Source organism: Propioniciclava coleopterorum (assembly GCF_011393335.1).
GTDB lineage: Bacteria > Actinomycetota > Actinomycetes > Propionibacteriales > Propionibacteriaceae > Propioniciclava > Propioniciclava coleopterorum.
On record NZ_CP049865.1, the window covers coordinates 1,141,261 to 1,161,165 of the forward strand.

The following is a 19,905-nucleotide window of genomic DNA, read 5'->3' on the forward strand; positions in this document are numbered from 1 at the left end:
CGTTCTGGTGCCCCTAGTACTGCCCGCGTTCCGCGTTCGCCCTTGCCCGAAGCTCTGCCGGCCGACGGGCCGACCACTCAGGGCACCAGAACGACACCCCGCCGCGCCGCCGCGCGTGCGAGCGATGTCGCCGCCAAGGGCCCGCAGCGCGGGTCGCCCCGGCGTCGTACGCCAGCGTCAGGGGCGCAGGCGGACCACGAGGTCGGCGCGGTCACGCTGGGCCGCGATCGCGACGGCGTTGGGTTCGTCCACGGACGCGACCCAGTCGCGGGCCGCCTCCGGGGTGCGTCCGAAAGACTCGTGTCGGGCGTGCAGCCGGTCGGCGCGCAGCCCGTCGGGGACCTCCAGGAACCAGACCTCGTCGAGGCACGCGCCGACGGGGGCCCAGGCGTCCAGGTGGAGGTAGTTGCCCTCGACCAGCACGATCCCCGCATCCGGCGGGACGGGGATGGCGCCGGCGATGGGTTCCTCGATCGCGCGCACGAAGGCGGGCGCGTAGACGACGGCGTCCGTCTCCTCCCGGATCCGGCGCAGCAGCGCCGCCAGGCCCCCCACGTCGAACGTGTCCGGCGCGCCCTTGCGGTCAGCGCGCCCCAGCCGCTCGAGCTCGACCTGGGCCAGGTGGAAGCCGTCCATGGGGACGACGACCGCGGACGCACCCAGCACCTCCGCGAGCCGCTCGGACGTCCACGACTTGCCCGCACCCGGGGCGCCGACGATCCCGATCAGGACGCGGCGCCCGCGGGCCGCCCGCAGCGCTGTCGCGCGGGCGGCCAACTCGGCCAGGGTCAGGTCCACGAGTCCTCCGGGGTGAACGCGGGCGCCAGGGCGCCGATCTGCGGCAGGTACACCGAACGGTAGCGATCCAGCTGCAGCGGCGGGTTGCCCTCGGTGTAGTGGTTGGCGCCCCGCCACGTCCCCGCGGCCGCCTGAACCTCCCAGGAGAACAGGTAGCAGTCGCCCTCGGGCCCGCCTCGGATCCGAAGACGCCGACGGCGCCGCTCCCCTCGGGGGCGGCGCCGTCGCTCGTCGTCGGGCGGGTCAGGCCTTGACCAGCGCGAACCGCAGCCCGAGGTCGTCGTCGGTCACCACGTCGCCGGTCGGCTCGCCCTCGGTGAGGGTGGTGGCCAGCACCTCGTCGGCCACCAGGCCTGACGCCTCGCGCAGCGCCTGCGCCAGCTCGCCCTCGGCGGCCCACGTGAGCGCGATCCGGTCGGAGACCTCCAGCCCGGAGTTCTTGCGCTGCTCCTGCACCATCCGGATCACGTCGCGCACCAGCCCGGCGCGCGTCAACTCCGGCGTGAGCTCGAGATCGAGCGCGACGGTCTCGCCCTGCTCGTTGACCACCGACCAGCCCTCGCGCGGGCGCTCGGAGACGATCACCTCGTCGGCGGTCACGACCGTGCCGCCGTCGAAGTCCACGCTCGCCTCGCCCGTGGCGGCCAGCGCGGCCGCGAGCTCGGCGGCGTCCGCGGCGGCGATCGCGGCGGCGACCTTCGGGGTGTCCTTGCCGAACCGCTTGCCCAGCGCCCGGAAGTTGCCCTTGGCCGCGTAGTCCACCAGGTCGCCCGCGGACGCGAACGACTCGACCGCCCCCACGTTGAGCTCGCTGGCGATCTCCGCCACGAGCTCGTCGCTCAGCCGCGCGAACGAGGACCCCGGCACGAGGACGCGGCGCAGCGGCTGCCGCGTCTTGACCTGCGCCTCGGACCGGGCGCCGCGGCCGAGCTCGACCAGGCGGCGCGCCAGCGTCATCGACGTGACGAGTTCGGTGTCGACCGCCCCGGACGGCGTCGGCCAGGACGCCAGGTGCACCGAGGCCGGCGCGCCGGGGACGGCCGCCACGACCAGGTCCTGCCACACCTTCTCGGTGATGAACGGCGCCATCGGCGCCATGAGCCGCGCGACGACGTCGAGGGTCTCGTGCAGCGTCCACAGGGCGGCCGGGTCGCCGTCCCAGAACCGCCGCCGCGAGCGGCGCACGTACCAGTTCGACAGGTCGTCGACGAACTCCGTGAGCAGCGCGCCGGCCCGCTGGGTGTCGTAGCCCTCCAGCGCCGTGGTGACCTGCTCGATGAGCTGGTCGCGCACCGCGACGAGCCAGCGGTCCATCACCGGACGCTCGGACAGAGCCGGCGCGGAGCCGACCGGTGCCCAGCCGTTGGTGCGGGCGTACAGCGACTGGAAGCTCACCGCGTTCCAGAACGTCAGCAGCACCTTGCGCACCGTCTCGGTGATCGTGGTGTGCCCGACGCGGCGCGACGACCACGGCGAGCCGCCCGCGAGCATGAACCAGCGCACCGCGTCCGCGCCGTGCAGATCCATCAGCGGGATCGGCTCCAGTATGTTGCCCAGGTGCTTGGACATCTTGCGTCCGTCCTCGGCGAGGATGAGGCCCAGGCACACGACCGTGCGGAAGTCGGACTGGCCGAACACCAGCGTCGAGACCGCCATCTGCGAGTAGAACCACCCGCGGGTTTGGTCTATCGCCTCGGAGATGAAGTCGGCCGGGAACGCCCGCTCGAACTTCTCCTTGCTGCCGGGCGCCCACGGGTAGCCCCACTGCGCGAACGGCATCGCGCCGGAGTCGTACCAGGCGTCGATCACCTCGGGGACGCGCCGCGCCTCCCGCCCGCAGGTGGGGCAGGCGAAGGTGACGTCGTCCACGTAGGGCCGATGCGGGTCCAGGCCGGACAGGTCGCGGCCGGTCAGCTCCGAGAGCTCGGCCAGCGAGCCGACGCACACCTTGTGGTCCTCGCTGCAGCGCCAGATGGGCAGCGGGGTGCCCCAGTAGCGCTTGCGGGACAGCGCCCAGTCGACGTTGTTCTCCAGCCAGTCGCCGTAGCGTCCGTGCTTGACGTTCTCGGGGTGCCAGTCGGTCTTCTCGTTCTCGGCCAGCAACTCGTCCTTGATCGCCGTCGTCCGGATGTACCAGGACGGCTGGGCGTAGTAGAGCAGCGGCGTGTGGCAGCGCCAGCAGTGCGGGTAGCTGTGCTCGTAGTCGAGCTTGCGGAACAGCAGGCCGCGCGCGGCCAGGTCGGCGACCAGCGCCTTGTCGGCCGTCTTGAAGAACTGGCCGCCCACGAGCTCGATCTCGGGCTCGAAGGTGCCGTCGGGGCGGATCGGGTTCACCATCGGCAGCCCGTAGGCGCGGCAGCTGAGCATGTCGTCCTCGCCGAACGCGGGCGACTGGTGCACCAGGCCGGTGCCGTCCTCGGTGGTGACGTAGTCGGCGAGGATCACGTAGTGCGTGCCGCCCTCGGTCGGCGGGAAGTCGACCAGCTCGAACGGACGCCGGTACGTCCAGCGCTCCATCTCGCGGCCCGTGAAGGTCTCCCCGAGCGTCCACTCCTCGCCGAGCACCTTCTCGGCCAGCGGCTCGGCCACCACCAGCGCGTCGTCGCCGTTCCGCGCCACCACGTAGGTGACATCGGGGTGGGCGGCGACCGCGGTGTTGGAGACGAGCGTCCACGGCGTCGTCGTCCACACCAGCATGTCGGCCCGCCCGGCCAGCGGGCCGGAGGTCAGCGGGAACCGGACGTAGACCGACGGGTCGACGACGTCCTCGTAGCCCTGGGCGAGCTCGTGGTCGGACAGGGTCGTGCCGCAGCGGGGCAGTAGGGCGCGACCCGGTAGTCCTCCACCAGCAGGCCCTTGTCGTGGATCTGCTTCAGCGACCACCACACCGACTGCACGTAGTCCGACGACATGGTCCAGTAGGCGTCGTCCATGTTGACCCAGTAGCCCATGCGCTCGGTGAGGGCGGACCACTGGTCGACGTGCCGGGTCACCGACGCGCGGCAGCGGTCGTTGAACTCCTCGACGCCGAAGGCCTCGATGTCGGCCTTGCCGGCGAAGCCGAGCTCCTTCTCCACCGCAAGCTCGACGGGCAGGCCGTGGCAGTCCCAGCCGGCCTTCCGGTCGACGTGGAAGCCCTGCATCGTCTTGAAGCGGGGGAAGATGTCCTTGAACGCGCGGGCCTCGATGTGGTGCGTGCCCGGCATGCCGTTGGCGGTGGGCGGGCCCTCGTAGAACGTCCAGCGCGGCGCGCCGTCGGTCTGGGCCAGCGTCTGGGCGAAGGTGTCCTGGTCGCGCCAGAACGCGAGCACCTCGTGCTCCATCGTGGGCAGGTCCACCTGCGGGGCGACTGCGTTGTACCCGGGTTGGGCGGTCATCTCATCCTCTTCGTCGTGCGTACGGACGAAGGGACGAGGCCAGGGGCCCCGCGGTACCACCCTTCTTGGACGCCGAGGCGCCCCTCTTGCTTGTTCGCCGCGGCCGGTTCTAGTGAGCCCCAGAAGGGGGCCGTTCTTCCGGCAGCTCGGGGGTGATGGCCCCGTCGACGCCGTGCGGACCCTCCCAGTGTAGGGACGGCGCGAGCCCCGGCCAAGTACGCCGTTCGCGCCTCGGCCGGGGCCCGGTCGGTCGGACCCTGTGGCCGATCAGGGGATCCGGGCCACCACGTCGATCTCGACGAGGATGTTCGCCAGCTGCGAGCCGACCGTCGTGCGGACCGGGTACGGCTCGGTGAAGAACTCGCGGTAGGCCTCGTTGAACGCGGCGAAGTCGGCCAGATCGGCGAGGTGCACCGTGGTCTTGAGTACGTCGTCCATGCCCACGCCGCGCTGCGCCAGCACGGCGGCGACGTTGCGCAGCACCTGCCGGGTCTGCTCGGCCACGTCGTCCGGCACCTGCCCGGTGGCCGGGTCCTGCGGCCCGAACCCGGCCGTGAACAGCAGGTCGCCGTAGACGATGCCCTGGCTGTAGGGCCCCGCCGGCTGCGGCGCCTCGTCGGTGCGGATCGCGGTCTTGTCCCTGCTCATGTCTTGCCTTTCGTTGCTCGGTTTCTGGGTGCGGCTCACGCCGCGGGGGACGCCGCCCGGACGCCGCCGCCCGGGTTCTCCCCGGTCAGTTCGCCCCCCGCGAGGACGGCGCGCCCGGCGACGAGGACGTCGTCGACGCCGACGGCCAGGCTGAGCGGGTCGTCGTAGGTGGCGGTGTCGCGCACGGCGTCCGGGTCGACGAGCGCGAGGTCGGCGATCGCGCCGGGGCGGACCCGGCCGCGGGCGCCGAGATGGAAGCGGTCGACGGCGCCGGTCGACAGGTGCCGCACCGCGCCCGGCCAGTCGAGGAAGCCGCGCTCCCGGACGTAGGTGCCCAGGTAGGAGGCGAACGTCCCGCGGGCGCGCGGGTGCGGATGCCGGCCGACGAAGATGCCGTCGGAGCCGCCCAGGTGGGCCGGGTGGGCGATGAGGCGGCCCAGGTCCTCGACGGGTCGCTGATCGCGCACCGCCATGATGCCGTTCACCTCGAGCTTCGAGGCGACCAGCAGGTCCAGGGCGGCGTCGATCGGGTCGGTGCCGCGCTCCCCCGCGATCTGCCGCAGCGTCAGCCCGTGCGCCCACGCGAACTCGGGCGCGGGGGTGTGGCCGACCGTGATGAGGTCGGGCCACTGCGGCCCGAGGCTCGGGTAGTGGTCCACGCGCGGGAACCAGTCCCGCCGGACGCGCGCGCGGCCCTCGGGGTCGGTCAGCACGGCGATGGCCTCGGCCGGCTCGACGGCGTTCAGCTCGGGCGGGAGCAGCGTCATGCCCAGGATCGAGCAGCCGCGGGTGTAGGGGTAGGCGTCGTAGCTGGCGTCGACGCCCTCCGCCGTCAGCCACGCCATGAGACGCGCGGCCTCGTCCGCGCGGGTGTGGAAGTGCGAGATGTGGATCGGGACGCCCGCCTGCCGCCCGATGCGGGCCGCCTCCTCGACGCCGACCGCCGAGTTGTCCTCGTAGCCGCCGCGCATGTGCGTCACGTAGGGCAGCCCGGACGCCGCGAGCGGCGCGCACAGGGCGGCGATCTCGTCGGCGTCCGCGAACACCCCCGGGGTGTAGTCCAGGCCGGTCGACAACCCGACGGCCCCGTCGGCGATCCCCTCGGCGACGAGCGCGACCATGCGCGCCCGCTCCTCCGGGTTCGCGGGCCGGTCGACCCCGCCCATGACGACCTGCCGCACCGTGCCCGCGGGCACGAGGTAGGCCACGTTGAGCGGGACGGCGCCGTCGTAGGTGGCAAGCAGGTCGGCCACCCGCGTCCCGGCGTAGCGCGGGTGCGGGCCGTTGATCGCCGCGAAGTAGCGCGCGCCGTGCGTCCCGTCGCCGGGCGCGTAGGAGACGCCGTCCTGGCCGCCGATGATCGTGGTGACGCCCTGGCGCAGCAGCGCCGCCTGGACATCGGGGTCGAACACGACCCCCTCCGCGTGGGAGTGGGCGTCCACGAGCCCCGGCAACACGAGGCGTCCGGCGGCGTCGAGGATCGCGGCGTCGCCCGGGTCCGCGACGTCGCCCACCTCGACGATGCGTCCCTCATCGATGAGGACGTCGGCGGGCCGGGGTTCCGCGGCGTGGGCGTCCACGACGCTTCCGCCCCGGATCAGGGTTCGGGTCACGCCCGGGCTCCTTCCTGGTTCAGGTCGTTGAGCCGCCCGGCGTCGGCTGTGTCGGGCCGGATCCGGGCGCTCGCGGTCGCGACCGCACCGACGGCGCAGATCACGGCGACGTAGACGACGACGGGCCAGATCTGGCCGCCCGCCCAGCCTACGAGGGCGGTGGCGATGAGCGGGGCGAGGCCACCCCCCAGCGTGTTGGAGATCTGGTAGCCGATGTTGACCCCGGTGGTGCGCTGCTCGACGTCGAACATCTCCGTGAGCATCGTCTGCAGCGTGCCCTGCATGGCGACGCCGGGGATGACGAAGCCGATGATCATGCCCAGCCAGATCAGCCACTGGTTGTGCGTGCCGTACAGCAGGAAGGTGGGCCACACGAGGAGCGCGAACCCGATGCAGCCGGCGATGTAGACCTGCCGCCGCCCGATCCGGTCGGACAGCGCCCCGTAGGCGGGCGCCGCGAAGATCTGCAGGAACCCCACGATCATGGTGCCGACGAAGCCGATCACGGCCGTCGTGCCGCCCTGCACCATGAACGCCAGGCCGAAGGTGAGGATGATGTAGCCGGCGATCGACTGCGGCAGCCCGATCAGGATGCCGAGGATGGCGTTGCGGGGGTGCCGCAGCACCTCGACGAGCGGGGAGGTCCGCTTGACGGTGTTGTTCGCGACCGCCGTGGCGTGGGCGGTGAACTCCTCGGACTCCTCCAGGTGCCGGCGCAGCACGACGGCCAGGATCGCCAGGACGAGCGCGAACACGAACGGGATGCGCCAGCCCCACGTCAGGAAGAACGACTCGCTGCCGAGCCCGAGACCCGCCATGGCTCCGGCCGAGAGCACGTTGGCGATGCCCGCGCCGCTGATGAGGAAGGCGCCGTACAGGCCCCGCTTGCCGACCGGGGCGTGCTCGACGACCATCGTGGCCGCGCCGCCCATCTCGCCGCCCACGAACAGCCCCTGCATCATGCGCAGGATCAGCAGCAGGATCGGGGCGGCGACGCCGATGGAGGCGTCCGGCGGGATCAGGCCGATGGCCGCGGTGGTCAGCCCCATGCCGATGACCGTGACCAGCAGCGTCACCTTGCGGCCCATCCGGTCGCCCATGTGGCCGAACACGATGCCGCCGACCGGGCGGAGGAAGAAGCCCACCGCGAACGTCGCGAACGACGACAACTGGGCGATGAAGGGGTCGTCGGCCGAGAAGAACACCTTGGGGAAGACCGTGGCCGCGGCCAGGCCGTAGAGGTAGTAGTCGAAGTACTCCATCAGGGTCCCGATGGACCCGCCGGCGATGGTGCGCTTCTGCGTCCGGGTCAGGGGGACGCGTGCGGGGGCGGTCATGCCCGGGCCGAGCGGACGAAGGGATGGCGGTGGGTGATCTGGTTCACGGGGTTCTCCTGGGTGCCGCTGCGGTGCGGCCGAGACGATCGGGAGGGGGCCGCCATCGTCGGGGCGGCACGCGTCACGCTAGCAGTCCCTTTACAAAGATTCTAGATGCTTATCAACATTTACATATACCGCAACGGCGGCGTCCGGACGGGGCCGGTGCCATGATGGGAGCAGCACGCCCCGGAACGGAGATCCCCCTTGACCGCCACGCTCCCCAGCACCGACGCTCGGTTCGCCGACATCGCCGAGGCGCACGCCGTCCTCGCGCCGGTCATGCAGGCCGTGGCCGCCGCCGTGGGCCAGCACTGCGAGGTCGTCCTGCACGACCTCAGCGCCCACGACCTCGATCACTCGATCTACGCGATCGTGAACGGGCACGTGAGCGGCCGCACGGTCGGGGGGCCATCGACCAACCTCGGCATCGAGGTGCTGCGGGACGAGTCGGCGAACCACGACGCGTTCGGCTACCGGGGGCGCACCTCGGACGGCCGCGAGCTGATGAGTTCGTCGGTCTACTACCGCGATCACGGCGGGCACATCATCGCCGCGCTCTGCATCAACGTCGACCTCTCCCCGCTGCGCGCCGCGCTCGACGTGATCGCCGCCCTGGTGCCCGAGCGCCGGGAGGACCTCACCGACGCGCCCCAGGAGCTGGTCGGCCCCGACATCTCGAGCGTGCTGGACGAGATGATCTCGGACGCCATCGCGACCGTGGGCAAGCCCGCGGCGGTGATGTCCAAGCCGGACCGCATCGAGGTGCTGCGCCTGCTCGAGGCCCGCGGGGCGTTCCACATCAAGCGCGCGGCCGACCGGGTCTCGTCCCGGCTCGGCGTCTCGCGCGTCACCGTGTACGGCTACCTCGACGAGGTCCGCCGCGGCTGAGCGCCGTCAGAAGAAGGTCTCGACGGCCTCGGCGACGACGCCGTCGGCGTCGACGATCGGGACCAGCCGCCACTTGTCGAACGCCGTGCAGGGGTGCGAGAGCCCCAGCCGCACCACGTCACCGACCTCGACGGGCGGCTCGCCGGCGGCCTCGGCGTCCCACCGCAGGAAGGCGTGCTGGTCGTTCAGCGCGGTGACGTCGGCACGCAGGGGGCGCTCCGGCCCGCCGAGGGTGCCCGAGACGCCGAGGACCACGGGGAGCCCCTCGTCGAACGGCAGGTCGCGCTTGCCCGCGTCCAGCAGCGCCAGCCCCGGCTCGGGGCGCGACACCACGCGCGCGTAGGCGTGCATCGCGGCGCGGAGCGGGGCCTCCTCGCCGGTGGCGCGGCTCGCGTCCAGCGGCGAGATGCCGCGGTAGAAGCCCTCGTCGTGCACCAGGTACGCGCCGGAGCGCAGGATGGTCCGGGCGTCGGCGACGCCGGCGAAGGCGTCCGCCACCACGTCGAAGTAGGCGCTGCCGCCCGCCGTGACCCACGGCGTCCCGGTGACCAGCGGCCGGACGCGCTCGAGCGCGGCGACGAGCCGGTCGCAGTAGGCGCGCACCGTGGCCAGCGCCTCCGGCGTCCGGTCGTGGCCCAGGGCGCCCTCGTAGCCCGCGGCGCCCCGCAGCACGAGGCCTGGCGCGGCGGCGACCCGCTCGGCGATGCGGGCCACCTCGTCCTCCTCGCGGGCCCCGGTGCGTCCGCCGGGGGCGCCGAGTTCGGCCAGGACGCCGAGTCGCGCGCCGGCGGGGAGGGCGTCGGCCAGGCGGTCGACGGCGGCCTCCGAGTCGGCCCACACGACGACCTCCTGGTCGGGGTGCCGCGCCAGCAGATCCGCGAGCCGCCGCAGCAGGGGCGGGTCGACGCACATGTTGGCCAGTTGAACGGTCCCGACGCCCGCCTCCAACGCGACGGCGGCCTGCCAGCCCGTGGCCACGGTGATGCCGGTGGCGCCGGCGTCCAGTTGGCGACGCCACAGGGCGGGGGCCATCGTCGTCTTGCCGTGCGGCATGAGCTCGAGGCCGCGGCGGGCCGTCCACGCGGCCATGGCCGCGATGTTGTGCTCCAGCCCGTCGGCGTCCAGGACGAAGATCGGGGTCGAGAAGTCCGACAGCGCGGCGTCCAGGTGCCGGATGTCGCGCCCCACCAGGGCCTCCGGGAACGACTTGTCGAGCGGGGTGACCGTGCGGGGGTTCGCGTCCATGAGGGCCCTCCATCCCGGCCGCGCGGGGGCGCGATCCGTACCGGAATTATCTCGGCTTTACCAAAACCCCGCAACCGTGGCGCGGCAAGGCCCCGCCCCCCAGGGGGACGGGGCCTCGACGGGCAACGTCAGAGGGTGCCGATCAGGATCGACGCCACGAGCACCGACGACAGCGTCACGGTGGTGAAGCCGCCGATCAGCATCGGGGTGTAGATGTCCTCCATGATCGCCTCGCGCTCGCCGGCGTCGCGGCCGACCGAGCGGGAGATCTCCTGGCACAGCAGGTAGTCGGCCGGGAAGCCGAACAGTGCGGTCATGGCCACCGGCATGCCCTTGAGCGGATCCCACTTGACCAGGCGCGCGGCCAGGCCAGCGAAGATGGCGATGCCGACGACGCCGGCGGCGAGGATCACCAGGGCCGGGGCGACGGCGGCGCCCAGCGCCGCGGGCGTGAGCCCGTTCAGGGAGGCGAGCACCACGAAGATGATGAAGGTCATGCCGAGCCCGAAGCCGTTGGCCTTCTCCATGGTCTTCGGGGGACGAGGCCGATGGCGGTGGCGCCGACGCCCAGCAGCAGGGCCCAGACGCCGTAGTTCAGCCCGGTGAGCTTGTCCAGGACCGTGGCGAGGAAGCCCAGCACCGCGAGCAGCGCCAGCAGGATGATCGGGGTCTGCATGCTTGCGGGCAGCCACGTGCGCACCTTCACCGCGGGGGCGACGTGCGGGTCTGCGCCCGAGCCGACGCCCGTGGCGTGGTCGTAGATGCCGGCCGCGCGCTGCTTGGCCACGTACTTGCGCAGCATGATGTTGGCGATCGGCATGCCGATCAGGCTCTGCAGGCCCAGGATCAGGGCGGGGATCGCGATCAACTGCTGCTGCCCGATCTCGGTCAGCTTCGCGCTGGTGAGGAGGAAGGCGACGATGCCGCCCGCCACGACGCCCACGCCCGACACCGCGGTGGTGTAGCCGTAGGTCAGCGTTCCGATGCCCAGCACGAGGATCAGGATGCCGACGACGCCGGCCAGGGCGATCACGATGCCGCGCCACTGCTCCCTGATCCGGTTCAGCGGGATCATCGTGCCCATGTGGGTGATGACCACAGAGATCATCGCCGCCCCCACCGGGCCGGACGCCTTGGCCACGATGTCGGCCGGGATCACGCCCGACCACAGCAGCGCGATGTAGAGGATGAAGCTCACCAGCAGCGACGGGACCCAGGCGCGCGAGAGCAGGGACGCCGCCTCGCCGACGGCGAGGATGAGCATCAGGATCGCCAGGAAGGCGATGGGGGTGGCGAGGACGGCGTCCACGTGTTTCCTTTCGGGGCGGGGCAGGCGTCCGCCTGCGCGCGGGTGGGGGCCGCGCCCGGCGGCCGGGCGTGACGGGGTGGACGCGGACGCGCCCGGCGGCGTCCCGACCCTGATCGGTCGGGACGGGCCGCGATGGGTCAGAGCTGGGGCTGACCGGCCAGGTAGACCTGCTGGATCATCGAGCCGAGGTCGGCGAGCTGCGCCGCGTCGGTCAGGGTGCCGTTCAGGACGACCGCGTCGCCGTAGGAGCCCTCGGTCAGCGCGCCCACGGGCATGCCGACGAACGCGGCGGCGTCGGAGGTGGAGGCCCGCAGCACCTCGGCCAGCGTCATCCCGCCGACGGTGTGCATCAGGGACAGCTCCTCGAGGTTGGACCCGTGCGGGCCCACGCCGGTGTCGGTGCCCATCGCGATGTTGACGCCGGCCTCGTGGGCGGCGCGGAACGACGCCTGGTGCGTCTCCAGCACCATGCGCGCCTTGGCCACCACGTTGTCGGCCAGCCCCGAGTTGGGGCGGTCGGCGGCGCGGACGACCATGAGCGGCGCGACCAGGGTCGGGACGAGCCAGGCGTCCTTCTCCAGGAACAGCTCGATGGTCGGCTCGTCGAGGTAGATGCCGTGCTCGATGGTGCGGACGCCGCCGCGCAGCGCGTTCTGGATGCCGCCGGTGCCCTGGGCGTGCGCCATGACGTAGGAGCCGTGCGCCTCGGCCTCCTCGACGATCGCCTTGATCTCGTCCACGGTGAACTGCGGGTGGCGCGGGTCGTCGGTCGGCGAGAGGACGCCGCCCGAGGTGCAGATCTTGATGTGGTCGGCGCCGGCGCGGAACAGTGTGCGGGCGACCTTGCGGCACTCGTCGGGGCCGTCGGCGATGGCGAGCGGACGCCCGGGCGTCTGCGGCATCAGCGGGATGTCGAGGCCCGAGGGGCGGTGGCCGTCGCCGTGGCCGCCGGTCTGGCTCATGATGTTGATCGCCAGGCGCATCCGCGGGCCCTTGATGAGGCCGGACTCGACCGCGGTCTTCATGCCCAGGTCGGCGCCGCCGGCGTCGCGCACGGTCGTGATGCCGATCTTGAGGGTCTTCTCCAGGTAGCCGACCGAGCGGAAGTAGCTCAGCGAGTAGGGGTCGTTGATGATCCCCATGCTCCCGGCGTTCTCGGCGGCCATGTGGACGTGGAGGTCGATCAGGCCGGGGAGCAGGGTGTTGCCGTCGAGGTCGACGACCTGCGCACCCGCGTGGGACGCCGCCGCGTTCGGGCCGCTCGCCACCACCACGCCGTCGGAGACCACGACGTCGTTGCGCCCCTCGAGGAACTCCCGCCCGTCGAAGACGTGCGCGTTGGTGAAGGCGATGGTGGACACGTGGGACTCTCCTCGGGACGGCGGTGCGGACACGCCGGGCGGTCGGTGGCCGGCGTCCCTGCACCGTATGCCGCTTTCCATAACGTGGTCGTTCACGTTTCAGCGTGTGGACGCCGGCGCCCCGGGACGCCCCGTCGAGCCCCGCCGGGCCGCGTCAGGGGCGCAGGACGATCTTGCCCAGCAGGTCGCCCTCGATCATGGCGGCGTAGCCCTCGCGGGCGTCGTCGAGCGCGAGGACGCGGTCCGCCCGCGGCCGCAGTCCGGTGCGTCCCAGCAGGTCGAGCAGCTCACCGAGCTCCTGGCGGGTCCCCATCGTGGAACCGATCACCCTCAGCTGCAGGAAGAACACGCGGTTGAGGTCGGCGGGCGGGTTGGGCCCCGACGTGGCGCCGCAGGTGACGACGGTGCCGCCCGGGCGCAGCGACTTCAGCGAGTGCGACCAGGTCGCCTCCCCCACCGTCTCGATGACGGCGTCCACCCGCTCGGGCAGCCGGGCGCCCGGCTCGAAGGCGGCGTCGGCGCCCTGGTCGAGCGCGAACTGGCGCTTGGCCTCGGTGCGGGCCGTCGCCCAGACCCGATGCCCGAGCGCCCGACCCAGCGCAATCGCGGCGGACGCCACCCCGCCGGAGGCGCCCTGGACCAGGATCGTGCCGGGGCCGGACAGCCCCGAATCGTGGGTGAGCATCCGGAACGCGGTGAGCCAGGCGGTCGGGAGGCAGGCCGCCTGCTCGGCGCTGAGGAAGTCGGGGCGGTCGACCAGGTTGGCGTCGGGGACCGCGAGCCACTGCGCCTGCGTGCCCTGGTGGAGTTCGGAGAGCAGGCTGCGCTTGGGGTCGTAGGTCTCGTCGCCGATCCAGCCCGGCGTGGAGATCACCGAATGCACGATCACGGGGCGGCCGTCCGCGGTCACGCCGGCGGCGTCCGTGCCCAGGATCATGGGCATCCGGTCGGCGGGCAGCCCCACGCCGCGCAGCGACCAGACGTCGTGGTGGTTCAGGGCCGCGGCCTCGACCTTCACCGTCGTCCAGCCCTCGGGGGCGACGGGCTCGGGGCGCTCCCCGATCCGCAGGGCGGCGAGGGGGTCGGTGGGGTCGGCTTGCTCGACGTAGACAGCGCGCATGCTCACCAGCCTAGGGGCGGGCGCCGACGCGCACGGCCGAGGGACGTTGTCGGCCCGCGGCGATCGTGCGCCGGGCGCCGAGCCGGAGCGGCTGCGCGCGGCGTACCGCCCCGTCGCCGCGGGTCGAACCGTCAGCCCAAGAGGCGCTCGATCACCTCGGCGACGCCGTCCTCGTCGTGGTGGCCCGTCACCTCGTCGGCGACGGCCAGCGCGGCGGGGACCGCGTTGCCCATCGCGACGCCGTGGCCGGCCCACGCCAGCATCTCGACGTCGTTGTTGTTGTCCCGAAGGCGAGGACCTCGTCGCTGGAGTAGCCGCGGCTGCGCGCGAAACGGGCCAGCGCGGTGGCCTTGGAGACCCCGGCGCGTCCGACCTCGAGGAAGGGGGCGCCTGAGGTGGTCGGGTGCGCCCCCGCGACGCCCAGGCCGCGCGCGACGGCGAGCAGTTCCTCGGAGGGGGCCTCGGGGTCCAGGATGGCGAGCTTGACCGACGGCTCGGCCAGCACCTCGTCCAGGTCCGCGTGCCGGTGGGAGACGGCCCAGCGCGCCATGTCGGCGCCCGGGTCCTCCAGGCCGCTGTAGCCGTGCTGGGTGACGTAGACGTTGCCGGCGTTGCGCACCGAGGACACCTTCGCGTCCGGGAACTGCTTCAGGACCCCCTCGACGATGGCGCGCTGGGCGTCCACGTCGAGGGTCTCCTCGAACAGGACGGTGCGGCTGGGCAGGTCCATGGCGACAGAGCCGTTGCTGCCGACGACCGCGCCGTCCAGGGGGCCGTCGGCGACGAGCGCGCCGATGGAGTACGGCTGCCGCCCCGAGATCGCCAGCACGTCGAGGCCGGCGCGCCGGGCGCGCGCGAACGCCTCGCGGGTGCGGGGGCTGATGGTGCGGTGGTCGCTGCGCAGGAGGGTCCCGTCCATGTCGGTGGCGATCAGACGGATGGACATGGAACGGCTCCTACTTCGGTTGATTCAGGTGGACGCGCCCCTGTGGGCGTGCCCGGACCCCGGCGGCCTCAGACGCCGACGGCGCGGCGTCCGGAGAAGGCGCGGCCCAGGGTGATCTCGTCGGCGAACTCCAGGTCGCCGCCGACGGGCAGGCCGGACGCCAGGCGCGACACCGTGATCCCGGTGTTGGCCAGCAGGCGTGTGAGGTACGTGGCGGTCGCCTCGCCCTCCAGGTTCGGGTCGGTGGCGAGGATGACCTCGGTGACGACCGGGGAGGAGAGCCGGCGCAGCAGTTCGGCGATGTGCAGGTCCTCGGGCCCGACGTGGTCGATCGGGCTGATCGCGCCGCCGAGCACGTGGTAGAGGCCGCGGAACTCGCGCGTCCGCTCGATGGCCGCCACGTCCTTGGACTCCTCGACGACGCAGATGGTCGCCTGGTCGCGGCGCGGGTCGCGGCAGACCCGGCACGTGGTGTCCTCGGACACGTTGAAGCAGATGTCGCAGAACCGGACCTTGTCCGCCACCTCGCGCAGCGCGGTCGCGAGGCGCTCGACGTCGTCGCGGTCGGCGTTGAGCAGGTGGAACGCGATCCGCTGGGCGCTCTTGGGGCCGATCCCCGGAAGCCGACCCAGCTCGTCGATCAGCGTCTGGATGGGACCCTCGTACAACGTCGCTCCGCTCAGAAGGGCAGGTTCGGGATCTGCGGCATGGACGCCGCAGCCATCGCCTTGACCTGGCTGGAGGCGTCGCGGAGCGCGGCGACGATCAGGTCGCCGAGCGTCTCGGGATCCTCGGGGTCGATCGCCGAGGGGGCGATGACGACCTGCGTGACGTCGCCCTCCCCCGTCATGGTGACCTGGACGAGGTCGCCGCCGGCGGTGCCCTCGACGGTCGTCGCGGCCAGTTGGGCCTGGGCGTCGGCCATCTGCTGCTGCATGGCTTGCGCCTGGGCGAGCAGCGCGTTCATGTCGAAGCCGCCGCCTTCGGTACCGAACATGGACATGCGGACCTACCTTTCGTCGTGATCCATCCTAGGCGATGGGGGTCGGGCGGCCCCGCCGAGCCGGCCGGGCACGCCCACCGGACGCCGGTCCGGCGCGGTCCCGGACGGGGCGCGGGTCACGGCTCGGGGGCCTCCTCGCCGATGAGCTCGGCGCCGAGCACCTTCGCCAGCAGTTCCCCGGAGCCCAGGGGCTCGTCGTCGAGGGTGATGTCGTCGGGCGACTCGACGGTCTCGGGCTCCTCGGTCGGACCCACCTGGGTCCGCTGGATGTTCGCGCGGGCCTGCTCGGCGTAGGGGTTGGGCGCGACGTCGTCGGGCTCGGGCGGGGTCTGCGGCCCCCGCGGCGGGGGGCCGGGCGGCGGAGCGGCCGGCGGGGCCTCGGGGCCGCCGTCACCCGGCACCACCTGGACCGTCGGCGCGACGCCGAACACCTCCAGCACCGCCTCGCGGACGATCTGGTCGCTGCCCCCGCGGGAGAAGCTCTCCAGCGCGCCGGGGTTGTTGAGCGCCAGCGTGAGGACGCCGTCGGCGAACGCGTGCACCTGGGCGTTCTCGCGCAGGATGATCCAGGTCACCCGGCGGCGTCCGCGCACGGCGTCCAGGACCTCGGGCCAACGGGCCCGCACGTCGGCGGTGCTGAGCTGCGCCGGGTCGCCCCCGGACGCCGCGGCTGCGGCCGCCCGCTGCGGCGGCGCGGCCGGCGCCTCGCGGACCGGTTCGCGGCGCTGGGGCACGTTCACCGACCAGCCGGCCGACTCCCGCGACGGCTCCGCCGCCCCCTCCGGAGCGCGCCGCCCGGAGGGCCGCCGATCCGGGGCGCCCCCCTCGGCGGCGCTGCGCGGGTCGGGAGCGTTCCCGGAGTGGTGCGGGCCGGAGTCGCCCCGCGGGTCGGGAGCGTTCCCGGCCCCGGGGCGCGGGTCGGTGGCGTTCGGCGCGTCGGGGCGCTCGGGAGCGTTGCGCGGGTCCGGGGCGCCTCCGACTCCGGGGCGCGGGTCGGCGTTCGGTGCGTCGGGATGCGGCTCGGGAGCGTTCCGCGGGTCGGACGCGTCCGATGCGTCGGGATCTCTCCGGTTGTCGGGACGCGGATCGGGCGCGCTCCCCGCGGCGTCGCGCGGGTCAGGGACGTTCCGCGACGCGGGCGCGTCCCCGGCGGCGTCCCTCGTGTCGGGCGCGTCGCGCGGGCCGGGAGCGCCCCGGACGCGTGCCGCGCGTCGGGAGCGGGGCCGCCGCTGCGGGGCTCGTCGGGGCCGGGCCCATCGTTCGTGCCCGCGCCGGGACCGGGCTGGACCGGGTCAGAGGCCCCGCTGCCCGGCCATGGCCCGGGCTGCGCCCCTTCGTCGCGTCCGCGCCGGCGCGCAGGGTCGTCCGACTCGCGCGCCGGGGACGGGCCCGCACCGGGTACGGCGCCGTGCCGCTCGATCGCCCCAGGGGCGTCCTGCGGCCCACGGCCGCCAGGCGATCCGGGGCCGTCCGACGCACTCCGCCCAGCGGGCGCGGCGTCCGGCGCGGCGGGGCGCTGGCGCGCGGGGCGCTCGCCGGGCCACGGTGCGGCAGCCTCGGAACCGGCCTCCGCGGGCCGACGCGGCGACGCGGGCTGCCCGGGGGCTGCTCGCCGCGGGGACGCTGAGAACCGGGACGGGCGGCGCCCTCGCCGGACGGGCGCCCGTCGGCGGCCGGATCGCCCGGCACCATCTGCAGGCGACGCTCGAGCCGGTCCAGCCGCGCGTGGACGCCGCGGGCGTCGACGTCGGCGCCCGGCAGCAGCACCCGGGCGCACATCAGCTCGAGGTGGAGCCGGGGCGCGGTGGTGCCGCGCATGTCGGTGAGGCCCTGGGCGATGACTTCGGCGGCGCGGGTCAGTTCGCCGGCGCCCATGCCGGCGGCCTGGGTGGTGAGCCGCTCGGCCTGGTCGGCGGCGACGTCCACCAGGCCGGTCTCCAGGGCGTCCGGGACGGCGGCGACGATGATCAGGTCGCGGAGGCGGCGCAGCAGGTCCTCGCCGAACCGGCGCGGATCCTGGCCGACCTCCATCACCTTGTCGATGCAGGCGAACACGCCCTGCGCGTCGCCCGCCGCGAAGGCGTCCACGATCTCATCCAGCAGGCTCTCGGGGTGTAGCCGAGCAGGCTCGCGGCCTGGGTGTAGGTGACGCCCTCGCCGCCCGCGCCGCCCAGGAGTTGGTCGAGCACCGACAGCGAGTCGCGCACCGAGCCGGCGCCCGCGCGGACCACCAGCGGCAGCACCGAGTGGTCGACCGGCACCCCCTCGGCCTCGCACAGTTCGCCCAGGTAGGTGGTGAGCGTGCGCGGCGGCACCAGCCGGAACGGATAGTGGTGCGTGCGGGACCGGATCGTCCCGATGACCTTCTCGGGCTCGGTCGTGGCGAAGATGAACTTCACGTGGGGCGGCGGCTCCTCGACGACCTTCAGCAGGGCGTTGAAGCCCGCGTTGGTGACCATGTGGGCCTCGTCGATGATGTAGATCTTGTAGCGGCTGTGCACGGGGGCGAAGAACGCCCGCTCGCGCAGGTCGCGCGCCTCGTCGACGCCGCCGTGCGAGGCCGCGTCGATCTCGATCACGTCGATGCTGCCCGACCCGCCGCGGGCCAGATCACGGCAGCTCTGGCACACCCCGCACGGCGTGGGGGTGGGTCCCTGCTCGCAGTTGAGGCAGCGGGCCAGGATGCGCGCCGACGTCGTCTTGCCGCAGCCGCGCGGGCCGCTGAACAGGTAGGCGTGGTTGACCCGGTTGTTGAGCAGCGCCCGCTTCAGGGGCTCGGTGACGTGCTCCTCCCCGATCACCTGGTCGAAGGTCTCGGGACGGTAGCGGCGGTACAGCGCCAACGGCGCCTCGGGACGCCGCCCCACCGACTCCTGCGGGTCGGGCGCGATCTGCGGCGCGGCCGGCCGCTGCGGCGCCGCGACGGGGGCCGCAGCGTCGGGCTCGGACTCCTCGGACTCCTCAGGCTCGTCGGGCTCGTCGTCGGGCAGCGCGTCGTCGGGGTCGATCGGGATCTCGTCCATCTGGTCGAGGTCGATCTCCATCTCGGGATCGTCGGGCGGGCTGGGCTCGCCGGGCAGGATCAACTCTTCTGTCTCCATGCCGAACAGGTCGGGGCCGTCCTGCTCGTAGAGCGCGTGCTCGGCCGCCGAATCGTCGGGTTCGTCCTCGCCGAAGAGCCCGGCCATCGCGTCGTCTGCCACAGGCAGCACCCTACTTGGTGGCCCGGACAGAACTCGCCGCTCCGCAGGACGCCTCGGGGCGGATCGGCCGCCCGTCTCCACCGCTCCACCTGGGGCGCGCGAACCCCCGACACTGTTCCACGGGGACGCCTGCGGTGACCGTCCGGTGTCCTGCGCCGTCGCCCCACTCGGACCGATTCCGTGCGGAAGTCCCGCGCAGACAAGCCACCTTCGCCCGAGACGAGTCGCCCACCTTTGTGACGAGCCGCCCCCGGTTGAGACGAGCCGCCCGGCGCTTCGGACGAGTCGCCCCCGGTTGAGACGAACCGCCCCCGGTTGTGACCAACCGCCCGCGATTGTGACGAACCGCCCCCGGTTGTGACGAGCCGCCCCCGGTCGAGACGAACCGCCCCCAGTTGCGACGAACCGCCCCCAGTTGCGACGGGTCGCCCCCAGTTGTGACGAACCGCCCCCGTTCGGTGCAGTTGCCCCCGCAGCAAAGGGGGCGTCTGACGCAAGAGGGGGCGGCTGGAACCGTCCGCCCGGCGCAGGACCCACCAGCGGGCTCGATCGCGACGCACATCTGAACCAGACGCATCGCCCGAGAATGAGACAAAGTCGCCCGCGGTTGTTACGAACCCCCAGCCGAGCCCCCGCGGTTGTGACGAGCCCCCAGCCGAGCCAAGCCGCCCGCCGTTGTGACGAGCCGCCCCCGGTTGAGACGAGCCGCCCCCGTTCGGCGCAGTCGCCCCCGCTGCAGAGGGGGCATCTGACGCAAGAGGGGGCGACTTGACGGACTCACGACGCATGGCCCAACGGCAGGCTCGGCCGCAACACACATCCGAAGCCCACCACCCAGACGGGGCGACGGACGGCGTCCGACTCGGCGAGCGGCGTCTCGAGCATTCGTTCACCGGGCCGGTCAGCGGCCCGGACGCGAAGAGGCCCCCGCGCACCTGGAAGAGCTCACTTACCCTTGCTGCCTTCCGGCCCTGGGGGAGTTGGGCGAGGTACCACCGCGCGGGGACCCGGGTGT

Annotated in this window: 13 protein-coding genes, 1 other RNA gene and 3 pseudogenes; 1 reads left to right on the forward strand and 16 read right to left on the reverse strand. The window is 73.2% G+C overall.

All coding sequences use genetic code 11. The annotated features are described in order from the left end of the window. Nucleotides 1–177 precede the first annotated feature (177 nt). The 5 genes and pseudogenes from G7070_RS05560 to G7070_RS05580 form a co-directional block, all read right to left on the reverse strand. Nucleotides 178–798: a nucleoside/nucleotide kinase family protein gene (locus tag G7070_RS05560; RefSeq protein ID WP_206079958.1), complete on the reverse strand. Its 621-nt coding sequence runs from the start codon at nt 796–798 to the stop codon at nt 178–180. Nucleotides 799–1,041: 243 nt separating this feature from the next. Continuing rightward, nucleotides 1,042–4,175: pseudogene (gene ileS / locus G7070_RS05565) on the reverse strand (isoleucine--tRNA ligase). Between the two features lie 267 nt (nt 4,176–4,442). Continuing rightward, a complete protein-coding gene (locus G7070_RS05570) occupies nt 4,443–4,823 on the reverse strand; it encodes a RidA family protein (protein WP_166232636.1) in 381 nt (126 codons plus the stop codon). 35 nt (nt 4,824–4,858) lie between these two features. Continuing rightward, nucleotides 4,859–6,436: an N-acyl-D-amino-acid deacylase family protein gene (locus tag G7070_RS05575; protein ID WP_166232638.1), complete on the reverse strand. Its 1,578-nt coding sequence runs from the start codon at nt 6,434–6,436 to the stop codon at nt 4,859–4,861. Further along, on the reverse strand, nt 6,433–7,773 hold the full coding sequence (locus G7070_RS05580) for an MFS transporter (protein WP_166232640.1): 1,341 nt from the start codon (nt 7,771–7,773) through the stop codon (nt 6,433–6,435). The genes G7070_RS05575 and G7070_RS05580 overlap by 4 nt, the downstream gene beginning before the upstream one ends. A 246-nt stretch (nt 7,774–8,019) precedes the next feature. Here G7070_RS05580 and G7070_RS05585 point away from each other — a divergent pair, with 246 nt between their 5' ends. After that, a complete protein-coding gene (locus G7070_RS05585) occupies nt 8,020–8,703 on the forward strand; it encodes a helix-turn-helix transcriptional regulator (RefSeq protein WP_166232642.1) in 684 nt (227 codons plus the stop codon). 6 nt (nt 8,704–8,709) lie between these two features. Here G7070_RS05585 and G7070_RS05590 read toward each other — a convergent pair whose 3' ends face one another. The 11 genes and pseudogenes from G7070_RS05590 to ffs all read right to left on the reverse strand — a co-directional run bounded on the left by G7070_RS05590 (nt 8,710) and on the right by ffs (nt 19,902). Next, nucleotides 8,710–9,948 carry a type III PLP-dependent enzyme domain-containing protein gene (locus tag G7070_RS05590; RefSeq protein ID WP_166232644.1) on the reverse strand — a complete coding sequence of 413 codons (1,239 nt, stop codon included), beginning with the start codon at nt 9,946–9,948 and terminating at the stop codon, nt 8,710–8,712. Nucleotides 9,949–10,076: 128 nt separating this feature from the next. Further along, nucleotides 10,077–10,475: a hypothetical protein gene (locus G7070_RS05595; protein ID WP_166232646.1), complete on the reverse strand. Its 399-nt coding sequence runs from the start codon at nt 10,473–10,475 to the stop codon at nt 10,077–10,079. After that, nucleotides 10,442–11,257, reverse strand: coding sequence for a hypothetical protein (locus G7070_RS05600; RefSeq protein ID WP_166232648.1), 816 nt, complete (start codon nt 11,255–11,257; stop codon nt 10,442–10,444). The genes G7070_RS05595 and G7070_RS05600 overlap by 34 nt, the downstream gene beginning before the upstream one ends. 137 nt (nt 11,258–11,394) lie before the next feature. After that, nucleotides 11,395–12,618: a metal-dependent hydrolase family protein gene (locus tag G7070_RS05605; RefSeq protein ID WP_206079959.1), complete on the reverse strand. Its 1,224-nt coding sequence runs from the start codon at nt 12,616–12,618 to the stop codon at nt 11,395–11,397. A 154-nt stretch (nt 12,619–12,772) separates the two neighbouring features. Then, the gene (locus G7070_RS05610; RefSeq protein WP_166232650.1) at nt 12,773–13,738 is read right to left on the reverse strand and encodes a zinc-binding dehydrogenase; all 966 of its coding nucleotides are present in this window, start codon (nt 13,736–13,738) and stop codon (nt 12,773–12,775) included. Nucleotides 13,739–13,869: 131 nt separating this feature from the next. Further along, nucleotides 13,870–14,684: pseudogene (locus tag G7070_RS05615) on the reverse strand (HAD family hydrolase). Nucleotides 14,685–14,752: 68 nt separating this feature from the next. After that, a complete protein-coding gene (gene recR / locus G7070_RS05620) occupies nt 14,753–15,352 on the reverse strand; it encodes a recombination mediator RecR (protein ID WP_166232654.1) in 600 nt (199 codons plus the stop codon). 11 nt (nt 15,353–15,363) lie between these two features. Continuing rightward, entirely contained in the window at nt 15,364–15,687 is a 324-nt protein-coding gene (locus G7070_RS05625) for a YbaB/EbfC family nucleoid-associated protein (protein WP_166232656.1), read from the reverse strand. A gap of 116 nt (nt 15,688–15,803) precedes the next feature. After that, nucleotides 15,804–16,427 (reverse strand): hypothetical protein, encoded by a 624-nt coding sequence (locus tag G7070_RS05630; protein WP_166232658.1) that lies wholly within the window; start codon nt 16,425–16,427, stop codon nt 15,804–15,806. A 788-nt stretch (nt 16,428–17,215) separates the two neighbouring features. Then, a pseudogene (locus tag G7070_RS05635) lies at nt 17,216–18,788 on the reverse strand (DNA polymerase III subunit gamma and tau); the annotation flags it as partial. A 1,017-nt stretch (nt 18,789–19,805) separates the two neighbouring features. After that, nucleotides 19,806–19,902, reverse strand: an RNA gene (gene ffs, locus G7070_RS05640) — signal recognition particle sRNA small type. Nucleotides 19,903–19,905 lie beyond the last annotated feature (3 nt).

Excerpts from the sequence above, each read along its gene's own strand:
- G7070_RS05570 (WP_166232636.1), bottom strand. The coding sequence starts at position 4,823 with ATGAGCAGGGACAAGACCGCGATCCGCACCGACGAGGCGCCGCAGCCG.
- G7070_RS05580 (WP_166232640.1), bottom strand. The coding sequence starts at position 7,773 with ATGACCGCCCCCGCACGCGTCCCCCTGACCCGGACGCAGAAGCGCACC.
- G7070_RS05590 (WP_166232644.1), bottom strand. The coding sequence starts at position 9,948 with ATGGACGCGAACCCCCGCACGGTCACCCCGCTCGACAAGTCGTTCCCG.
- G7070_RS05595 (WP_166232646.1), bottom strand. The coding sequence starts at position 10,475 with ATGGAGAAGGCCAACGGCTTCGGGCTCGGCATGACCTTCATCATCTTC.
- G7070_RS05610 (WP_166232650.1), bottom strand. The coding sequence starts at position 13,738 with ATGCGCGCTGTCTACGTCGAGCAAGCCGACCCCACCGACCCCCTCGCC.
- G7070_RS05625 (WP_166232656.1), bottom strand. The coding sequence starts at position 15,687 with ATGTCCATGTTCGGTACCGAAGGCGGCGGCTTCGACATGAACGCGCTG.